We start from the raw sequence: 18,931 nt of genomic DNA, 5'->3' as shown, positions 1-18,931 counted from the left end.
ACGCCGCGGGGCCCGGTCTCCCGGGCCCCGCGCGGTACGGCTACACGTAGCGTTCGAGAATCGACGACTCGGCCAGCCGCGACAGGCCCTCGCGTACGCTCCGCGCCCGCGCCTCGCCGACCCCGTCGACCGTCTGGAGGTCGTCCACGCTGGCGGCGAGGAGCTTCTGCAGGCCACCGAAGTGCTCCACCAGCCGGTCGATGATCGCCCCGGGCAGCCGGGGCACCTTCGCCAGCAGCCTGAAGCCGCGCGGCGAGACCGCCGAATCCAGTGTTTCCGGCGAGCCGCTGTACCCCAGCGCCCTTGCCACCACCGGGAGTTCGAGCAGTTCGGTGTGGGAGAGCGCGTCCAGTTCGGTCAGCGCCTCGGCGACCGTGCGGGACCGCTTGGCGGTCGGCTCCGGCACGTAGTCGCGCACGACCAGCTCACGCTCCGGCTCGACGCCCGCGATCAACTCGTCGAGCTGGAGGGAGAGAAGCCGGCCGTCGGTGCCCAGCTCCACCACGTACTCCGCGATCTCGGTCGCGATCCGGCGGACCATCTCCAGCCGCTGCGCGACGGCCGTCACGTCCCGGACCGTCACCAGGTCCTCGATCTCCAGCGCCGAGAGCGTGCCCGCGACCTCGTCGAGCCGGAGCTTGTACCGCTCCAGGGTGGCGAGCGCCTGATTGGCGCGGGAGAGGATCGCGGCGGACTCCTCCAGGACCCGGCGCTCCCCGTCCACGTACAGCGCGATCAGACGCATCGACTGGGAGACGGAGACGACCGGGAAGTTGCACTGCTTGGAGACCCGGTCCGCCGTGCGGTGGCGGGTGCCGGTCTCCTCGGTGGGGATGGAGGCGTCCGGGACCAGCTGCACGCCGGCCCGCAGGATCTTGGTCATGTCCTTGTCGAGGATCAGCGCCCCGTCGAGCTTGGCCAGCTCACGCAGGCGCGTCGCGGTGAACTCCACGTCCAGCACGAATCCGCCGGTGCACATCGACTCCACGGTCTTGTCCATGCCGAGCACGATCAGTCCGCCGGTGTTGCCGCGGAGAATGCGCTCCAGGCCGTCCCGCAGCGCCATTCCGGGCGCGACGGCGCTCAACGAGGCGCGCATCAGCGCCTCGTTACCGGTGCCTTGGCCGGACTTTCCGGGCGATGCTGCCCGGTCGCTGGCTGCCACTGCACTCCTCCGGTCACAGGTTTGCGGTGCCCTTACGTCACTCATACCGTTCGTACGGACGGGCGAGACCAGGGCAAAGTCTACCGGCGCGCGCTCTCCTCCTGTGGGGCCTGTGCGCGAGACCGGCGCGGGAGCACGCTCAGAGCATCGCCCATGTTGGCGACTTCTGTGACCTTCATACCGGCCGGGATCTTCCCCGGGTCGGCCGGAACCAGCGCGTGCGTGAAGCCCAGACGGTGCGCCTCGGCCAGCCTGCGCTGGACCCCCGTGACCCGTCTGACCTCGCCCGCGAGGCCCACCTCGCCGATCGCCACCAGGTTCTTGGGCAGGGGTGTGTCACTGGCGGCGCTGGCCAGTGCCAGCGCGACCGCGAGATCCGCGGCGGGCTCGGAGAGCTTCACCCCGCCGACGGTCGCGCTGTAGATGTCCCGCTTGCCGAGCGAGCTGATCCGGCCGCGCTGCTCCAGAACGGCCAGCATCATCGACACCCGGGACGTCTCCAGCCCCGAGGTGGTGCGCCGGGGCGAAGGGATCTGGGAATCGACCGTCAGCGCCTGCACCTCGGCGACGAGCGGGCGCTTGCCCTCCAGGGTGACGGTCAGGCAGGTGCCGGGCACGGGCTCGTCGCGCCGGGTGAGGAACAGCCCGGACGGGTCGGCGAGGCCGGTGATGCCCTCGTCGTGCAGCTCGAAACAGCCGACCTCGTCGGTCGCGCCGTACCTGTTCTTGACTCCCCGTACGAGCCGGAGGCGGGCGTGGCGGTCGCCCTCGAAGGACAGCACCACATCGACGAGATGCTCCAGCAGCCGCGGCCCGGCGATCGCCCCGTCCTTGGTGACATGGCCGACCAGGAGCGTCGACATGCCGCGCTCCTTGGAGGCCCGGATGAGGGCGCCAGCGACCTCCCGGACCTGTGCCATGCCGCCGGGCGCCCCGTCGATCTCGGGCGAGGCGACGGTCTGCACGGAGTCGAGGACCAGGAGCGACGGCTTGACGGCGTCCAGATGGCCGAGGACCGCGGACAGGTCGGTCTCGGCGGCGAGATACAGATGGTCGTTGATCGCCCGGATCCGGTCGGCGCGCAGGCGTACCTGGCTGGCGGACTCCTCGGCGGTGACGTAGAGCGTGCGGTGGTCGTCGCTCGCCGCCTTGGCGGCCACGTCCAGCAGCAGCGTCGACTTCCCGACGCCCGGCTCGCCCGCGAGCAGCACGACGGCACCGGGGACGAGACCGCCGCCGAGCACCCGGTCCAGCTCGCCGACGCCGGTCGACCGGGCGGTGGCCTGCCGGCTGTCGACCTGGCCGATGGGGAGCGCGGCGCTGCTGACCCGGCCGGCCGCGGTGGTCCGCACGGCGGGGGCGCCGCCGAACTCCTCGACCGTCCCCCACGCCTGGCATTCGGGGCAGCGGCCGAGCCACTTGGCGGTCGTCCAGCCGCATTCGGTGCAGCGGTAGGACGGCCGGTCCTTCGCGGATTTCGTACGGGCAGCCATGGCGCAACCGTATAGGTGGGGACCGACAGTGCCGCCGGGCGCGGTCCGCGGGCGGCGCCCGGCGCGCGCCGACGTCCGCCGACGGACCGGACACATCCGCCGGAACCAGGGATTCCGACCCTGTGAATCCGGGATTCCTGTCCCCTTTTGAGCGATACGTTCACCCGTAAGGATTAAATGTGTTGGAGGGGCGCTAAAGGCGTGCTCTGCGCTGCCTACGGTCGCCGGGTGACGAGCAGCAGACTGGAGCACCCCACGCACACCACCGGCGCACACCGGACGCGGCGCCGTGCGCCCCACTCCTCGACGCAGCCTTCGCCGCGGCAGCCTCCCGCACGTGACGAGCCGCACCTCGACGGCCTCTTCACCTACTGCCTCTCCGTGCTCTGCGACCACGAGGCCGCCACCGAGGCGCTCGGCGGTGTGCTCGCGATCGCGGAACGGCAGGACGGCCGGTGCCCGGAGGGCGAGGAGGAACGTAAATCCTGGCTGTACGCGCTGGCCAGATGGATGTGTCTGCGCAGGCTCGCCGAGCAGGGGCAGGGCCGTCGGGCGCACCGCCGCAAGGCCGGGGGGAAGCTGCCGGCAGGGCAGCAGGCCAAGCAGCCGGGACACCAGCCGGCCCAGCGGGAACGGGAGAAGAAGCGGGCGGCGGGCGGTCCTCCGGGCAAGCAGCCGAGCGGGCCGGCCACCCAGGGGGCGCGCGCGGGACGCCGTACGCCCCCCGCCGCCGTCGTCAAGCCGTCGGCCGGCTTCACGCCGGGCGGCGCCCCGGCGGGCCGGCCCCCCGCCCCCACCCATGAGCCCGGGGCCGCCGCCGAGGCGCACCGCCGCGAACTCGCCCAGCTGGCCTGGCCGGAGGCCGCGGGCACCACCCCCGAACAGCGCGAGGCGCTCGAACTCGCCGTGCGCCACCGTCTCGCCCCGCGCGCCGTCGCCTCCGTCCTGGGCCTCGAACCCGCGACCGCCCGCGAGCTCCTGGCCGCCGCGGCCTGCGAAGTGGAACGCACCCGCGCCGCCCTCGCCGTCGTCGAGACCGGCAACTGCCCCACCATCGCCCGGCTCACCGGTGACCGCCGCGTCCTGCTCTCCGCCACCCTGCGCCGCGAACTCGTCCGCCATGTCGACGACTGCCCCCGCTGCCGCCGGGCCGCCGAGCGGGCCGGCGCCCAGGGCCCGTGGCCGGGCGCGGCCGTCAACCCGGCCGCCGCGCTGCCGGTCGTCGCGGCGCCCCGGCCGTCCGCGTACGTCGCGATGGCGCACGCCCGGCGGAACCGGTCCGGCGGCCCGCGCTTCGACCGGGCAGGCTTCCCCATGGACCCGAAGGACCGCGCCGCGCGCCGGGACCGGCTGCGCGCCAGGGTCGTGACGACGACGGTGGTGGCGACGGTCGTCGCGGCCCCGGTGATCGCGCTGTGGACCGCCTACCGCGGCGCGCCGCAGACCGGCGAGGGCCACGAGGGCTCCTCGGTCACCGCGACGGAGACGGAGACGGACACGGGCCACGGCCCCGACGGCGCCCCGGACGGCCATTACGAGAACGCGGGCAACGCCCGTCCCCAGCCCGGCGCCCCCTTCGAGGACGGCCGCGGCCCGGACGTCTCGGCCGAGGTGATCAGCTTCGGGCCGGTGCGGGGCGGCATCGGCGGGCTCGCCGTCGAGGCCCGCTCGTCCGGCGGCACGGCACTGGTCCGCCTGACCGCCCCGGGCGGCGCACCGGTCGCGTGGTCGGCCCGGGCGGACACGTCCTGGCTGCGCCTCAGCAGCACCTCGGGAACGCTCGCCGCGGGCGGGAGCACCACGATCCGCGTCCTCGTGGACCGTCTGCGGGAACCCGCCGGTCCCTGGAGCGCGCGCATCGCCCTGGCCCCGTCGGGGTCGGTCGTGGCGGTCCGGGGGCCCGGGGCGGCGGCACCGTCCCCCGGCGGCCCGGGGCATTCGGGTCCGCCCGCCCCTTCGGGTCCGTCCGTACCGTCGCAGCCGTCGTCCTCGCCGGGCCCCACCCGGCCGGCCGACCCGACCCCCGACCCGACGGGCTCCACTGACCCCGCGCCGACGCCGACCGGTCCGACACCGTCCCCGGACCCGACCGGCCCGTCGACGCCCACCGACCCGGGCGCGGGTACGGGCGGTTCCCCACCGAGGGGCTGAAGGCCGGAGCAGAACGTCCGCAGGACCGGCGGCGCCCGGCGCCGCCCGGCGGCGCCCGGCGGCCACGGGGCGCCCGGCCGGTGCCGCGTCCCGCGCCGACGGGCGACGTGCAGGAGGGTCTCCCCGCGCGGGGCGGGCGCCGCCACCCCGCCGCGGCAGCCACCCCGCCGCGGCAGCCACCCCGCCGCGGCAGCCGTCACCCCGCCGCGGCAGCCGTCACACCGCGGCAGCCACCCCGCCGCGGTAGCCGTCACGCCGCCGCAGCCGTCACGCCGGATCCGCCGGGTGCGGTGCCATCGGCAGCAGCGAGGACAGGCGCTCCTCGCACAGCTCGACCAGCCGGTCGTACCCCTTCTTGCCCATCAGCTCGACGAGTTCCGGCCGGTACGAGACGTACACCGGCTCCCCGGCCCCGTGCGCGGACGTCGCCGACGTGCACCACCAGTGCAGGTCGTGACCGCCCGGACCCCAGCCCCTGCGGTCGTACTCGCCGATCGAGACCTGGAGCACGCGCGTGTCGTCGGGCCGGTCGATCCAGTCGTACGTACGCCGGATCGGCAGCTGCCAGCAGACGTCCGGCTTGGTCTCCAGGGGCTCCTTGCCCTCCCGCAGCGCCAGGATGTGCAGCGAGCAGCCCGCGCCCGCCGCGAACCCGGGACGGTTCTGGAAGATGCACGAACCCTGCCAGCGCCGCGTCTGGCGTTCCCCGTCTTCGTCGACCTCGACCCAGCCCGTCTCCGTACCGACGTCGTGGAACTGCCACAGCTCGGGAGTCAGCCGCTCGACGTGGCCCGCCACCCGCTCCTCGTCGTCCTCGTCCGAGAAGTGCGCGCCCAGCGTGCAGCACCCGTCGTCCGCACGCCCCGCCTGGATGCCCTGGCAGCCGCTGCCGAAGATGCAGGTCCACCTGGAGGTCAGCCAGGTCAGGTCGCAGCGGAAGACCTGCTCGTCGTCCGCGGGGTCGGGGAACTCGACCCAGGCGCGTGCGAAGTCGATTCCCGTTTCGTCTTCGGACCGGATCGGTCCGTTCGCTTCCTGTTGCTGCATCTCCTGCTTCGTTCTCTGCTTCTTCGTGATTTTGCCCGGCTTCGCCTTTTTCGTCTTTGGCACGCGCCAAGGGTAAGTCCGCCGCCCCGGTAGCGTTCCGGGTATGAGACTCGGAGTCCTCGACGTGGGTTCGAACACAGTGCATCTGCTGGTGGTGGATGCGCACCCGGGCGCCCGGCCGCTGCCCGCGCACTCGCACAAGGCCGAGCTGCGCCTGGCCGAACTCCTCGACGAGGACGGTGCGATCGGCCCCCACGGTGTGGACCGGCTCGTGGAGACGCTCGCCGATGCGCTCCAGGCCGCCGAGGACAAGGGGTGCGAGGACGTCCTGCCCTTCGCCACGTCCGCCGTGCGGGAGGCCGACAACGCCGACCAGGTGCTGGCCCGGGTGCGCGACGAGACGGGCATCGACCTCGCCGTCCTCAGCGGCGCGGAGGAGGCCCGGCTCACCTTCCTCGCCGCCCGCCGCTGGTTCGGCTGGTCGGCGGGGCGGCTGCTGGTGCTGGACATCGGGGGCGGCTCGCTGGAGGTCGCGTACGGCATGGACGAGGAGCCGGACGCGGCGGTGTCGCTGCCGCTCGGGGCCGGCCGGCTGACCGCCGGGTGGCTGCCGGGCGATCCGCCGGACCCGGCGGACGTGAAGGCGCTGCGCCGCCATGTCCGGGCCCGGATCGCCCGGAGCGTCGGGGAGTTCACCCGCCTCGGGCGCCCCGACCATGTCGTCGGTACCTCCAAGACCTTCAAGCAGCTCGCCAGGATCGCGGGCGCCGCACGCTCCACCGACGGCCTGTACGTGCAGCGCGGCCTCACCCGCAAGGCGCTGGAGGAGTGGGTGCCGAAGCTGGCCGCGATGACCGTCGAGCAGCGGGTCACCCTGCCCGGCGTCTCCGAGGGCCGGGCCGCGCAGCTGCTGGCCGGGGCGCTGGTCGCGGAGGGGGCCATGGATCTGTTCGGGGTCGACGAACTGGAGATCTGCCCCTGGGCGCTGCGCGAGGGCGTCATCCTGCGCCGTCTGGACCATCTGCCGGCGGAGCCCACGGAGCGGGCCGCGTCGCGCTGAGCGCGCGAGGGGGAGGCACCCGCGCAGGGGGAGCGCCCGTGCCGCGCGGAAGCAGCCTCTGAACCGGCTGCGGCCGATGCGGCAGCCGGGGAGCGCCCGTGCCGCGCGCAAGCAGCCCCGCCGAGGGGGCATTCCGCCCCGGACCGCCCCGCGGAGGTGGCCGGAAGCCCGCCATGGCCCTTCTCACTTTCCGCCCGGGGCTCTCGGCGGGGCGTACCACTGCCCGTACGCTGTCCCAGTGGCAGAACCAGTGGTGCGCATCCCGGATGCGAAGGTCGCCCTGTCGACGGCTTCCGTCTACCCGGAGTCGACGTCGACGGCCTTCGAGATCGCCGCGCGTCTTGGTTACGACGGTGTCGAGATCATGGTGTGGACCGACCCCGTCAGCCAGGACATCGAGGCCCTGAGACGGCTCTCGGACCATCACCAGGTGCCGATCCTCGCCGTCCACGCGCCCTGTCTGCTGATCACCCAGCGCGTCTGGTCCACCGATCCGTGGGTGAAGCTCCAGCGGGCCCGTGCCGCCGCGGAGAAGCTCGGGGCGACGACCGTCGTCGTCCACCCGCCGTTCCGTTGGCAGCGCAACTACGCGCGCGACTTCGTCACCGGGATCTGGCGCATGGCGGACGAGACCGATGTGCGGTTCGCCGTCGAGAACATGTACCCCTGGCGCTACCGGGACCGCGAGATGCTGGCGTACGCCCCCGACTGGGACGTCACCAACGACGACTACCGGCACTTCACCGTGGACCTCTCGCACACCGCGACGGCCCGCACGGACGGCATGGCGATGGTGGACCGGATGGGCGACCGGCTCGCCCACATCCACCTCGCCGACGGCAAGGGCTCCAACAAGGACGAGCACCTGGTGCCCGGCCGCGGCGACCAGCCCTGCGCCGAACTCCTGGAACACCTGGCCCGTACCGGCTTCGACGGCCATGTCGTCATCGAGGTCAACACCCGTCGCGCCATGTCCACCGCCGAACGCGAGGCCGACCTGGCGGAGGCGCTGGCCTTCACCCGGCTCCACCTGGCGTCGTCCTCCGCCGGGGCACCGCGTCCGTGACCGGCGGCCGCACCGACGACGAGGCCCCCGCGGACCCCGCACCCAGGCGCCGCGGCCGCCCCTCCCGCAAGGCCGGGACCACCGGCCCCGACGCCCGCGCCCGGATCCTGGAGGCGGCCCGCACCGAGTTCGCGGAGCGCGGCTACGACAAGACGTCGATCAGGGGCATCGCCAAGGCGGCGGGCGTCGACTCCGCACTCGTCCACCACTACTTCGGTACGAAGGACGAGGTCTTCGCGGCGGCCGTCGAGCTCTCCTTCGAGCCGGCCCTGGTGATCCCGGCCGTTCTCGGCGGCGGCACGGACGGCCTGGGGGAGCGGCTGGCCGGCTACTTCATCGCCGTATGGGAGAATCCGGCGTCCAGGGCCCCCCTGCTGGCGGTCATGCGCTCCGCGCTGACGCACGAGGCGGCGGCGAACGTCCTCCGCGGCTTCGTCCTGCGCCGCCTCCTGGAACGCGTCGCGGAGGCACTGGACGTACCGGACGCGACGTTCCGCGCGGAACTGGCCGCCTCGCACATGCTCGGGATCGCGATGCTGCGCTACGTCGTGCGAGCGGAACCACTGGCCTCGGCGCCCCCCGAGAAGATCGTCGAGATGGTGGCACCGACGTTGCAGCGCTACCTGACGGAACCCTGACCGCCCCGTCGCCCCGCCCCCGCGCAGCCCCCGCGCGGCACTGCCCGTGCCCGCCCTCCGCCCGGCCCACCCAGCGAGCACCCCGTCCCGCATACCGGACACGGTGTCCAGATCTTGGAGCCGGAGGCGTAGGCTCGGAGACAGTCTTCTATGTCGAAGGAGCGAGAGACGATGCCCCAGCTGAGGTCCCGCACTGTCACCCACGGCCGCAACATGGCGGGCGCCCGCGCCCTTATGCGGGCGTCGGGCGTAGCGAGCGAGGACATCGGCAAGCCGATCATCGCGGTCGCCAACTCCTTCACCGAGTTCGTCCCCGGCCACACCCACCTGGCCCCGGTCGGCCGGATCGTCTCCGACGCCGTCAAGGCCGCGGGCGCCGTGCCGCGCGAGTTCAACACGATCGCCGTCGACGACGGCATCGCGATGGGCCACGCCGGGATGCTGTACAGCCTCCCCTCCCGCGACCTGATCGCCGACTCCGTCGAGTACATGGTCGAGGCGCACTGCGCGGACGCGCTGATCTGCATCTCCAACTGCGACAAGATCACCCCCGGCATGCTGATGGCCGCGATGCGCCTCAACATCCCCACGGTCTTCGTCTCCGGCGGCCCGATGGAGGCCGGCAAGGCCACCCTCGTCGACGGCACGGTCCGCAAGCTCGACCTGATCAACGCGATCAGCGACGCCGTCAACGAGAAGGTCTCGGACGAGGACATCCTCCGCATCGAGGAGAACGCCTGTCCCACCTGCGGCAGCTGTTCCGGCATGTTCACCGCCAACTCGATGAACTGCCTGACCGAGGTCCTCGGCCTCTCCCTGCCCGGCAACGGCTCCGTCCTCGCCACGCACACCGCCCGCAAGGCGCTGTACGAGGAGGCCGGCCGCACGGTCGTCGAGATCACCAGGCGCTACTACGAGCAGGACGACGCGACGGTCCTGCCGCGCTCCATCGGCACCCGCGCCGCGTTCGACAACGCCATGGCGCTCGACATCGCCATGGGCGGCTCGACCAACACGATCCTGCACCTGCTCGCCGCGGCGCAGGAGGCCGAGCTCTCCTACGACCTCGACGACATCAACGAGGTCTCGCGCCGCGTCCCCTGCCTGTCGAAGGTCGCGCCCAACGTGGCCCCCGGCGGCACGTACTACATGGAGGACGTGCACCGGGCCGGCGGCATCCCCGCCATCCTCGGCGAGCTGCACCGCGGCGGCCTGCTCGACGAAGGCGTGCACGCGGTGCACTCCGGCTCCCTCGCCGAGTGGCTGAAGAACTGGGACGTCCGCGGCGGCTCCCCGTCCCCGGAGGCCGTCGAGCTGTGGCACGCGGCCCCCGGATGCGTCCGTTCCGCGACCGCCTTCTCGCAGTCCGAGCGCTGGGAGACCCTCGACCTGGACGCGGCCGGCGGCTGCATCCGCGACGTGGCGCACGCGTACTCCAAGGACGGCGGCCTCGCGGTCCTCAAGGGGAACCTCGCCGTGGACGGCTGCGTCGTGAAGACGGCGGGCGTCGACGAGTCGATCTGGACCTTCGAGGGCCCGGCGGTCGTCTGCGAGTCGCAGGAGGAGGCCGTCGACAAGATCCTCCGCAAGGAGATCAAGGAGGGCGACGTCGTCGTCATCCGCTACGAGGGCCCGCGCGGCGGCCCCGGCATGCAGGAGATGCTCTACCCCACGTCCTTCCTCAAGGGCCGCGGCCTCGGCAAGAGCTGCGCCCTGGTGACCGACGGCCGCTTCTCCGGCGGTACGTCGGGACTGTCCATCGGCCACGCCTCGCCGGAGGCCGCGTCGGGCGGCACGATCGCGCTGGTCGAGGACGGTGACCGGATCAGGATCGACATCCCGAACCGTTCGATCGAGCTGCTCGTCCCCGAGGCCGAGCTGACCGCCCGCCGTGAGGCGCTGAACGGCGTCTACGCGCCGAAGAACCGCGACCGCAAGGTCAGCGCGGCGCTGCGCGCGTACGCGGCGATGGCGACGAGCGCGGACCGGGGCGCGGTGCGGGACGTGTCCAAGCTCGGCTGAACCGGGCCCGGCCGCTCGGCCGAACCACGCGTGACCAGCGGCCGAACGGGACGACCCGGGCGAGGAGCGCCGGGCGGCCCCGGGCGGGAAGCCCTGGGCGGAACCGGCCGAGAGGTCCCGGGCGGACCTGAGCGAGGAGCCCCGGGCCCCCGGCCGAGGAGCCCCGGGCGGACCCCGCTCTCACCAGTGAGCGGGGTCCTGCCCGTCGACGGCGAACACGGACCCGTCGGGCGCGGTCCCGAAGACGGTCCGGCCCGCGGCGACAGGGGCGGGGAGCGTCGAGGCGTACGTGAGCTTCCCGTCCCGGAGCCGGGGACTCGTCTGCCCCAGCAGCTTTCCGCGCGCCGTGTCCACGGCGAGCAGCCGCCCGTCCGCCGCCGAGAAGTACAGCCGGTTTCCACCGGCGAGGACGGGTGCCGACGTCCGTCCGGCAGCGGTCTCCAGCTGCCAGAGAACGGCTTCGCCGCCGGCCGGACGCGTGTCGACGGCGACCAGCGTCCCGCCGTGCGCCAGCAGATAGGCGGTGTCCCCGCCCACCACGACCTCCGGTTCGTTCATCCGGAACGGCAGCGCCACCCGGGCGACGCGCCCCCGCTCCGGGTCGTAGCGGACGAGCCCGACGGTCTGGGTGTCCCCGTTCATGGACGTCAGGACGAGTGCACCGTCCGAGGTCCCCACCGGGGTGAGCATCCCGTCCAGCCGCCGCTGCCAGGCCACCCGCCCGGTCGCCGGGTCGACGGCCGTGACCAGCGTGGTGGACCCGTAGGCCGAGTGCTCGAACGCGTAGGCCAGCCCCGAGGCGTCGTCGTACAGCGCGAAGTCCGGGCGCCGGTGCCCGGCGAGCGCATGCCGCCAGCGGGAGACGCCGGTCCCCGCGTCGAGCGCTTCGGTCGTGCCGTCCTCGGCGACCAGCAGCAGCGTGCCACCCGCGGCGAAGGGGGTGCCGAGGTACGGGGAGAGATCCGCCTGCCAGACCTGCTCGCCCTTGGCGGGGTCGTACGCCCGGAGCTTCCCGCCCGGCACCGCCGTCTGCACCAGGTCGCCGGAGACCGACACCACGCCGGCCGGCGGGGCCTTCCCGGCGGCGCCGCGGCGGGACCACAGCACCCGGCCGTCCGCGGGGTCCAACCGGGCGGCACCGATACCGGACGCGGTGCAGTACAGCGCACCGGACCGGCCGGACGCTCCTTCGCCGCCACCGCCCGCCGAGAAGCAGGCCGGCGTCGAGGTGCCCGACGACAGGAGTGCCGTACGCCACGGCGCGACCGCTTCCACCGGACCCTTCGCCCCGCCCGGCCCACCGGAACCGCCCGACCCACCGGAGCCTCCCGGCTCACCCGAATCGCCCACCACACCGGCCGCCCACACACCACCGGCGCCCATGACGAGCAGCGCGGCAGCGGCTGCCGCCCACCGCCGCTTGCCGCGCCGGTCCGCGGTCGCCCGCCCGGCCCCCGCCACCGCACCCGCGCGCACATGCGTGTCCGCATCCGCCCGAGCCGCGATTCCCGGCTCCGGCTCCGGCTCCGTGCCCGTCCCAGGCTTCCGCCCGGCCCCCGGCACCGCCGCGGCTTCGGCCTCGACGGCGCCCGGCCTCCGCTGCGACGGTATGAACGCGGCGGCGTCGTACGAAGGAGGGCGCAGCGCCGCCATGACGTCGTCCGGAGTGGGCCGCTCCGCCGGGTCCTTCGCCAGGCACTGCCCGATCAGCGGCGCGAGATCCGTCGGCACGCCCGCCAGATCCGCCTCGTCGTGCACCACCTGGTAGGCCACGACGTACGGGCTGTCCGAGTCGAAGGGGCCCCGGCCGGTCGCCGCGTGGACGAGCACGGCGCCCAGGGCGAACACATCCGCGGCGGGCCCGACCTCGCGCGGCCGCTGGAACTGCTCGGGAGCCATGTACGGCGGCGAGCCGATCAGCTTGCCCGTCTCGGTGCGCAGATCGCTGTCGTACGGCCGGGAGATCCCGAAGTCGATGACCTTGGGCCCGGAGTCGGAGAGCAGCACATTGCTCGGCTTGAGGTCGCGGTGGATGACCCCGGCCCGGTGGATGTCGCGCAGTGCCTCGGCAAGTCCCGCCGTCAGCCTGCGGAGTTCGGCGGGAGCCAGCGGCCCGTTCCGCTTCACCTGGTCGGAGAGTGTGGGGCCGGGTACGTACAGGGTGGCCATCCACGGTCGTGCCGCGTCCGGGTCGGCATCGACGACCGATGCCGTGAAGGCTCCGCTGACCCGCCTCGCGGCCCCGACCTCCTGCCGGAAACGGGCCCTGAACTCGGGGTCCTGGGAGTAATGCCGATGCACCACCTTGACGGCGAGCTGCAGCCCCGACGTGGATCGCGCCAGGTGCACGACACCCATGCCGCCCGCGCCGAGACATGCCTCAAGGCGGTACTGACCGGCGTACTCCGGATGCTCCGCTTCCGGATTGGCTCCGGTACCTCGCAGCGGCGGCATCGCCCACCCCCGTGTGTTCGTCCGCAAGCGCGACGCACGGAGCCTAGTCGATGGTGCGTGCGATACGGAGGGGGCTTGTAGCCTGCGCGTCGTACACACCGTCTCTCAACGGGGGAGGGCCTCCATGGCCATGGAAGAGCACACCGACAGCGCCACGCACACCGCTGACGCGGCCGAGGGCGTCGCCGCGCTCGCCGGTTCCGACGACGTCACCAGGTACCCCATCGCACCGGGCTACCGCGTCAACGTCCGCACGGGGCCGGGCACCAAGTACGGCATCGTCAGGACACTGCCGTACGGGATGAAGGTTCCGGTCTACTGCCAGAAGCCGGGGGAGCGGGTCACCGGCCCGTACGGCACCTCGAACGTCTGGGACAACATCGCCAACGGCCAGTTCGTGGCGGACGTCTACGTCCACACGGGCAGCGACGGCTACATCGCCCCGCGCTGCGACTGACCGGCACGGCGAGGTGACCGGCACGGCGAGGTGACCGGCACGGCGAGGTGACGGGAGCCGCGGCGGTGACCGGAGCCGTGGCGGGACCGCGACCGGGTCCTTGACCCGCCCGGGGATAATCGACTTCGTGAGCGAGAACAGCGAAGCCCCCGGCGCCGGCGATCCGTCCGGCAGCGACCCGCCCGGCTCCACCACGCCCGGTCCGCAGCCCGAGCCCCTGCTCTTCTTCGGTACGACCTGGGTCGACCACGACGGGGGCTACGGGCTGCGACGCGCCGGGGCCGCGATCGGCTCCCTCGCCGCCGCGGTCGCCGCCTGCTTCGTCCTCCGCTTCGCCTTCCAGGGGCTGGAGATCGCCGACGTCGGCAACCTCGTCGGGATCCTGGTCGTCCTGATGTTCGCCATCTGCAGTGCCGTCGCCTTCCGCAAGACATGGGAAGGATTCAGCCGCCGCCCGGCCGATCCGGTGCGCGAGGCGAACCTGCGCGGCCTCAAGACGATCGGCTTCGTCGGCTCGCTGATCGCGTACTTCCTCCGCACGTTCAAGGAGGCACCGGGCGAGCAGCTGCGCCGCACGGAGTACGAGACGGCTCTGGCCCGCTACGCGAAGCGCCGGTCGGCCCGCACCGGGAACCCGGCCGCCCGCAGGGCCACGAAGGGCAAGCGCCCCAAGCGCAAGTAGACCTCCACGAGCTCCACGAGCTCCACGAGCGCGGCCGCCCCGCAAACACCCCCGGCACGGCCGCGGTGGGTTACGTGGTCGGCCTGAGCGTGGTGATCCGTCCCGGCCCGGCTCCGGCCCCGCCCTCGCCCCCGTCCCGCTCCCGATCCGCACGCCGAAGCGCCTCGCGTGCCTCACGTTCCGCGGCCCAGCCCTCCAAGGCCGCGGCGCACGCGTGGTCGGTGTGGTGCAGCCCGCTGAGGTCGAGCACCACGACCCGGTCGTGCGGCAGGCCGTCCAGAGCGTCCAGCAGTTTCGGCAGCCGCAGGAATGTGGCGTGGCCCGCGACCCGCACCCGCAACACCGCGTCGCCACCCTGCTCGTGCGCCTGCTCCTGCGTCTCGATGTGCACATGGGAGATGTCCCAGGCGGTCTTGGCGACGGCCAGCAACAACCCCACCAGCACCCCCTCGAAGAGACTCGTCGCCACGATCGTCCCCGCCGTCACCGCCAGCACCACCGCCTCCCCGCGATGCTCACGCCACAGCGGCACCAGTGCCCGTACGGGAACGAGCTTGAGGCCCGCATGCAGCAGTACCGCCGCCAGCGCCGCCACCGGAATCACCCCGAGCACGCCCGGCAGCACAGCCGTGAAGAGCAGCAGCCACACCCCGTGCAGCACCCGCGACGCCTTCGTTTTCGCCCCGGCCCGGACATTCGCCGCGCTGCGCACGATCACCGCGGTCATCGGCAGCGCGCCGAGCAGCCCGCACACCGCGTTGCCGGCCCCCTGCGCGATCAGCTCCTTGTCGTAGTCCGTCCGCCTGCCGTCGTGCAGCCGGTCCACGGCCGCCGCGCTGAACAGCGATTCGGCCGACGCGATCAGCGCGAACGCGACGACGGTGCCGACGACGCCCACTTCCGTGAGCCGTGCCCAGTCCCCGGGCCCCGGTGGCCGCACGGCGTCCAGCAGCCCGCTCACCGCGACCCGCCGTACGGGCAGGTCGAGCAGCCAGGCCGCCCCGGCCGCCAGGCCCACCGCCACCAGGGGCGCGGGCACCAGCCGGGCGGCCCGCCGCCACTTCGGCCACAGCGTGAGCACGAGGAGCGCCCCGGCCCCGACGGCGACCGCACTGCCCGTCACTCCCGTACCGAGCGCCAGCCGCGGCAGCCCGCCGAGCTTCTGCCCCATGGTCCCGGGCGCCGTCACGTCGGCGAGGACGTACAGCTGCCCCACGACCAGCACCAGGCCGATCCCGGCGAGCATCCCCTGCACCACGGCCACGGACACGGCCCGGAACCACCGCCCGAGCCGCAGTACCCCCAGCCCTGCCTGCACCAGCCCGGCGGCCAGCACCAGCACCCCCAAGGTGCCGACCCCATAGCTGTGCACCGCCTCGTAGACGAGCACGGTCAGTCCGGCGGCGGGCCCACTGACCTGCAGACTGCTGCCTGGGAGCAGGCCCGCGACGAGCCCGCCGACTATCCCGGTGATCAGCCCCAGTTCGGCCGGCACGCCGGAGGCGACGGCCACCCCTACGCACAGCGGCAGGGCGACCAGGAAGACGACGAGCGAAGCGGCCAGGTCGGCCCGCGAAACCGGAAAGGGCCGGAAGCTCGGGCGGCAGTTCGGAAAATGACGCACAGGAAGCACCTCCATCGACTGACGGACACGTCATGGACAGGGAGATGCGCGGATACCGAGGGACGGTGAAATTCATTGTCCTTTACGGAAGTTGAATACCCGGCCCGGATCCGGAACCGACTGAGGGTCACGGAAGCGCAAAGAGGTGGAACGCCCCCGTCCGATCACGCCCCCCGCCACCCGCGCCCCTTGACGGAGGAACACGCCGGCACCAAAATTCATCGCATGATGAATTCCTCGGGCCCCGCCGTCGAGGCCCGCGGCCTCACCGTCGTACGAGGCAACCGCACCGTCCTGCGCGACCTCGACTTCACCGTCGAACCCGGCAGAATCACCGGCCTCCTGGGCCCCTCCGGCTGCGGCAAATCCACCCTGATGCGAGCCGTCGTGGGCACCCAGGCCAAGGTCACCGGCACCCTCGACGTGCTCGGCAGCCCCGCGGGCCACCCCACCCTCCGCCCACGGATCGGGTACGTGACCCAGGCACCGTCCGTCTACACCGACCTGACGGTCCGGCAGAACCTCGACTACTTCGCGGCGATCCTCCGACCGGGCCGCCGACTCCGCGACGCACGCCGGGCCGCCGTCACCCGCGCGATCACCGAGGTCGACCTGGCCGACCACGCCGACGCCCTCACCGGCACCCTCTCCGGCGGCCAGCTCACCCGGGTCTCCCTCGCCGTGGCTCTGCTCGGCACCCCCGAGCTGCTGGTCCTCGACGAACCGACCGTCGGCCTGGACCCGGTGCTCCGCCGCGACCTGTGGAACCTCTTCCACTCCCTCGCGGCCGACCGCGGCACCACACTCCTCGTCTCCTCGCACGTCATGGACGAGGCCGAGCGCTGCCACCGCCTGCTCCTCATCCGCGGGGGCGAGATCCTCGCCGACGACACTCCCGAGGCCCTGCGCACCGCCACCCGCGCCACGACCGTCGAAGAGGCATTCCTCCACCTGGTCGACCAGGCCGTCGACCAGGCCGCCGTCCGTCAGGAGCCCGCCCGATGAGCACGCACGCGACCCCCGACTCCCCGAACACGCACGCGACCCCCGCCCCCCTCTCCCGCCCGGCCGCCGCGCCACCCCTGAGCCCGGCCCGCACCCTCGCCACCGCCGCCCGCGTCCTGCGCCAGCTGACCCACGACCCGCGCACCGTCGCGCTGCTCCTCCTGATCCCGGTCGTGATGATCACGCTGCTCCGGTACGTGTTCGACGGCAGCCCCCGCACCTTCGACGCCATCGGCGCCTCGCTCCTCGGCATCTTCCCGCTGATCACGATGTTCCTGGTGACCTCGATCGCCACCTTGCGCGAACGCACCTCGGGCACCCTCGAACGCCTTCTCGCCATGCCGCTCGGCAAGGGCGACCTGATCGGCGGCTACGCCCTCGCCTTCGGCGCCGTCGCCGTCGTCCAGTCCCTCCTGGCCACCGCGCTCTCGGTCCGGGTACTCGGCCTGGACGTCACCGGCTCCCCGTGGCTGCTGCTCCTCGTCGCCCTGCTCGACGCGCTGCTCGGCACGGCACTGGGCCTCTTCGTCTCCGCCTTCGCCGCATCCGAGTTCCAGGCCGTCCAGTTCATGCCGGCCGTGATCTTCCCGCAGCTCCTGCTCTGCGGACTGTTCATCGCACGCGACCGGATGGCACCCGCACTCGAAGCGATCTCGAACGTCCTGCCCATGTCGTACGCGGTCGACGGCATGAACGAGGTCCTCCACCACACCGACGTCACCGGCGACTTCGTCCGGGACATCCTGGTCGTCGCGGGCTGCGCGCTCCTCGTCCTCGCCCTCGGTGCGGCCACGCTCCGCCGACGTACCGCCTGACCGGCCCCGGTGCGAGGATGACGGACACGAGCACCGAGCACCGTCAGCACGACGCACCGAGAGCACCGCCCGGAGGGTGAACCGCATGACCCAGACAGTTGCAGTCCTCGGCACCGGGAAGATCGGCGAGGCCCTGCTCAGCGGAATGATCCGGGCAGGCTGGCGTCCGGCGGACCTGCTGGTCACCACCCGCCGCTCCGAGCGCGCCGAGGAACTCCACAGCCGCTACGGCGTCGAATCCGTCACCAACGCCGAGGCCGCCAAGCGCGCCGGCATCCTCATCCTCGCGGTCAAGCCCCAGGACATGGGCCGGCTCCTCGACGAGCTCGCCGCACACGTCACCGCCGACCGCCTGGTCATCAGCGCCGCCGCGGGCATCACGACCGCCTTCATCGAGGACCGCCTCACCGCGGGCACCCCGGTCGTGCGCGTCATGCCGAACACCCCCGTCCTCGTCGACGAGGGCATGTCCGTCATCTCCGCGGGCAGCCACGCCACCACCGAACACCTCGCCACCGCCGAGGCGATCTTCGGCGGCGTCGGCAAGACCCTGCGCGTGCCCGAGTCCCAGCAGGACGCGGCGACCGCCCTCTCCGGCTCGGGCCCGGCGTACTTCTACTTCCTCGTCGAGGCGATGACCGATGCGGGCATCCTGCTCGGCCTGCCCCGCGCCCAGGCCCACGAACTGATCGTCCAGGCCGCCATCGGCGCCGCCGTGATGCTCCGCGACAGCGGCGAACACCCGGTCAAGCTCCGCGAGGCCGTCACCAGCCCGGCCGGCACCACCATCAGCGCCATCCGCGAGCTGGAGAACCACGGCGTACGAGCCGCTCTCATCGCCGCCCTCGAAGCCGCCCGCGACCGCAGCCGCGAACTCGCCACCGGCAACGGCTGACGGCTGCCCGGCCGGAGGTTGACACGACACGCCCACATCCGTAAGGTTCTCCGAGTTGTCCGACGTGAGCGCCGACCCCGGTCGGTCCCCGGACAGCCATTCCGCAACAACCACGTCTGGTCAGCGACATCTGTCGCCCGACTTTCTGTGCGTATTTGCGAAATGAGGAATCCGCGTTCGAAGGAGCGCGACCCCGATTAGCGTCGGGGCCCAGGATTCCGCTAAAGTCTCACTCGTCGGAACGGCCCAACGGCCGGGAAGACAAATCCCGCTGACTGGGAATCAGGCCCGAAAGGATCTGATAGAGTCGGACTCGCCGGAAAGGGAAACGCGAAAGCGAAGAACTGGAAAGCAACC

Annotated in this window: 15 protein-coding genes; 10 read left to right on the top strand and 5 right to left on the bottom strand. The window is 72.9% G+C overall.

Annotated features, from left to right (window positions below; all coding sequences use genetic code 11):
- Window positions 1–40: 40 nt before the first annotated feature.
- Window positions 41–1,165, bottom strand: a complete 1,125-nt coding sequence (gene disA / locus ACIOMQ_RS33520; RefSeq protein WP_327368154.1) for a DNA integrity scanning diadenylate cyclase DisA — start codon at window positions 1,163–1,165, stop codon at window positions 41–43.
- An 80-nt stretch (window positions 1,166–1,245) separates the two neighbouring features.
- Window positions 1,246–2,658 carry a DNA repair protein RadA gene (gene radA, locus ACIOMQ_RS33515; protein WP_401262568.1) on the bottom strand — a complete coding sequence of 471 codons (1,413 nt, stop codon included), beginning with the start codon at window positions 2,656–2,658 and terminating at the stop codon, window positions 1,246–1,248.
- A 177-nt stretch (window positions 2,659–2,835) separates the two neighbouring features.
- Here radA and ACIOMQ_RS33510 point away from each other — a divergent pair, with 177 nt between their 5' ends.
- Complete coding sequence (locus tag ACIOMQ_RS33510) at window positions 2,836–4,809, top strand: hypothetical protein (RefSeq protein WP_401757313.1); 1,974 nt, start codon at window positions 2,836–2,838, stop codon at window positions 4,807–4,809.
- Window positions 4,810–5,076: 267 nt separating this feature from the next.
- On the opposite strand, the gene ACIOMQ_RS33505 is transcribed toward ACIOMQ_RS33510, so the two are convergent.
- Window positions 5,077–5,919, bottom strand: coding sequence for a hypothetical protein (locus ACIOMQ_RS33505; protein ID WP_402191588.1), 843 nt, complete (start codon window positions 5,917–5,919; stop codon window positions 5,077–5,079).
- 40 nt (window positions 5,920–5,959) lie between these two features.
- On the opposite strand from ACIOMQ_RS33505, the gene ACIOMQ_RS33500 reads away from it, so the two are divergent.
- The 4 genes from ACIOMQ_RS33500 to ilvD all read left to right on the top strand — a co-directional run bounded on the left by ACIOMQ_RS33500 (window position 5,960) and on the right by ilvD (window position 10,642).
- The gene (locus ACIOMQ_RS33500) at window positions 5,960–6,916 is read left to right on the top strand and encodes a Ppx/GppA phosphatase family protein (RefSeq protein ID WP_402191586.1); all 957 of its coding nucleotides are present in this window, start codon (window positions 5,960–5,962) and stop codon (window positions 6,914–6,916) included.
- Between the two features lie 238 nt (window positions 6,917–7,154).
- Window positions 7,155–7,982 carry a sugar phosphate isomerase/epimerase family protein gene (locus tag ACIOMQ_RS33495; protein ID WP_389793311.1) on the top strand — a complete coding sequence of 276 codons (828 nt, stop codon included), beginning with the start codon at window positions 7,155–7,157 and terminating at the stop codon, window positions 7,980–7,982.
- Window positions 7,979–8,620: a TetR family transcriptional regulator gene (locus ACIOMQ_RS33490; protein WP_362193654.1), complete on the top strand. Its 642-nt coding sequence runs from the start codon at window positions 7,979–7,981 to the stop codon at window positions 8,618–8,620. The genes ACIOMQ_RS33495 and ACIOMQ_RS33490 overlap by 4 nt, the downstream gene beginning before the upstream one ends.
- A gap of 171 nt (window positions 8,621–8,791) precedes the next feature.
- Entirely contained in the window at window positions 8,792–10,642 is a 1,851-nt protein-coding gene (ilvD, locus tag ACIOMQ_RS33485) for a dihydroxy-acid dehydratase (protein WP_402191584.1), read from the top strand.
- Between the two features lie 180 nt (window positions 10,643–10,822).
- On the opposite strand, the gene ACIOMQ_RS33480 is transcribed toward ilvD, so the two are convergent.
- Window positions 10,823–13,096 (bottom strand): serine/threonine-protein kinase, encoded by a 2,274-nt coding sequence (locus tag ACIOMQ_RS33480; protein ID WP_402191582.1) that lies wholly within the window; start codon window positions 13,094–13,096, stop codon window positions 10,823–10,825.
- 124 nt (window positions 13,097–13,220) lie between these two features.
- On the opposite strand from ACIOMQ_RS33480, the gene ACIOMQ_RS33475 reads away from it, so the two are divergent.
- Window positions 13,221–13,553, top strand: a complete 333-nt coding sequence (locus ACIOMQ_RS33475; RefSeq protein WP_401757319.1) for an SH3 domain-containing protein — start codon at window positions 13,221–13,223, stop codon at window positions 13,551–13,553.
- 127 nt (window positions 13,554–13,680) lie between these two features.
- A complete protein-coding gene (locus tag ACIOMQ_RS33470) occupies window positions 13,681–14,235 on the top strand; it encodes a hypothetical protein (RefSeq protein ID WP_401262584.1) in 555 nt (184 codons plus the stop codon).
- 70 nt (window positions 14,236–14,305) lie between these two features.
- Here ACIOMQ_RS33470 and ACIOMQ_RS33465 read toward each other — a convergent pair whose 3' ends face one another.
- Complete coding sequence (locus tag ACIOMQ_RS33465) at window positions 14,306–15,859, bottom strand: SulP family inorganic anion transporter (RefSeq protein WP_402191579.1); 1,554 nt, start codon at window positions 15,857–15,859, stop codon at window positions 14,306–14,308.
- A gap of 225 nt (window positions 15,860–16,084) precedes the next feature.
- On the opposite strand from ACIOMQ_RS33465, the gene ACIOMQ_RS33460 reads away from it, so the two are divergent.
- From ACIOMQ_RS33460 to proC, 3 genes are all read left to right on the top strand, one after another.
- Entirely contained in the window at window positions 16,085–16,864 is a 780-nt protein-coding gene (locus tag ACIOMQ_RS33460) for an ABC transporter ATP-binding protein (protein ID WP_402191577.1), read from the top strand.
- Window positions 16,861–17,679, top strand: a complete 819-nt coding sequence (locus tag ACIOMQ_RS33455; protein WP_362193672.1) for an ABC transporter permease — start codon at window positions 16,861–16,863, stop codon at window positions 17,677–17,679. The genes ACIOMQ_RS33460 and ACIOMQ_RS33455 overlap by 4 nt, the downstream gene beginning before the upstream one ends.
- 85 nt (window positions 17,680–17,764) lie before the next feature.
- Complete coding sequence (gene proC / locus ACIOMQ_RS33450) at window positions 17,765–18,574, top strand: pyrroline-5-carboxylate reductase (RefSeq protein WP_362193675.1); 810 nt, start codon at window positions 17,765–17,767, stop codon at window positions 18,572–18,574.
- Window positions 18,575–18,931 lie beyond the last annotated feature (357 nt).

It is taken from the genome of Streptomyces sp. NPDC087845 (assembly GCF_044742755.1).
GTDB lineage: Bacteria > Actinomycetota > Actinomycetes > Streptomycetales > Streptomycetaceae > Streptomyces.
Note: the sequence above shows the minus strand (reverse complement) of the source record. Positions and strands in the feature narration are given on the sequence as shown.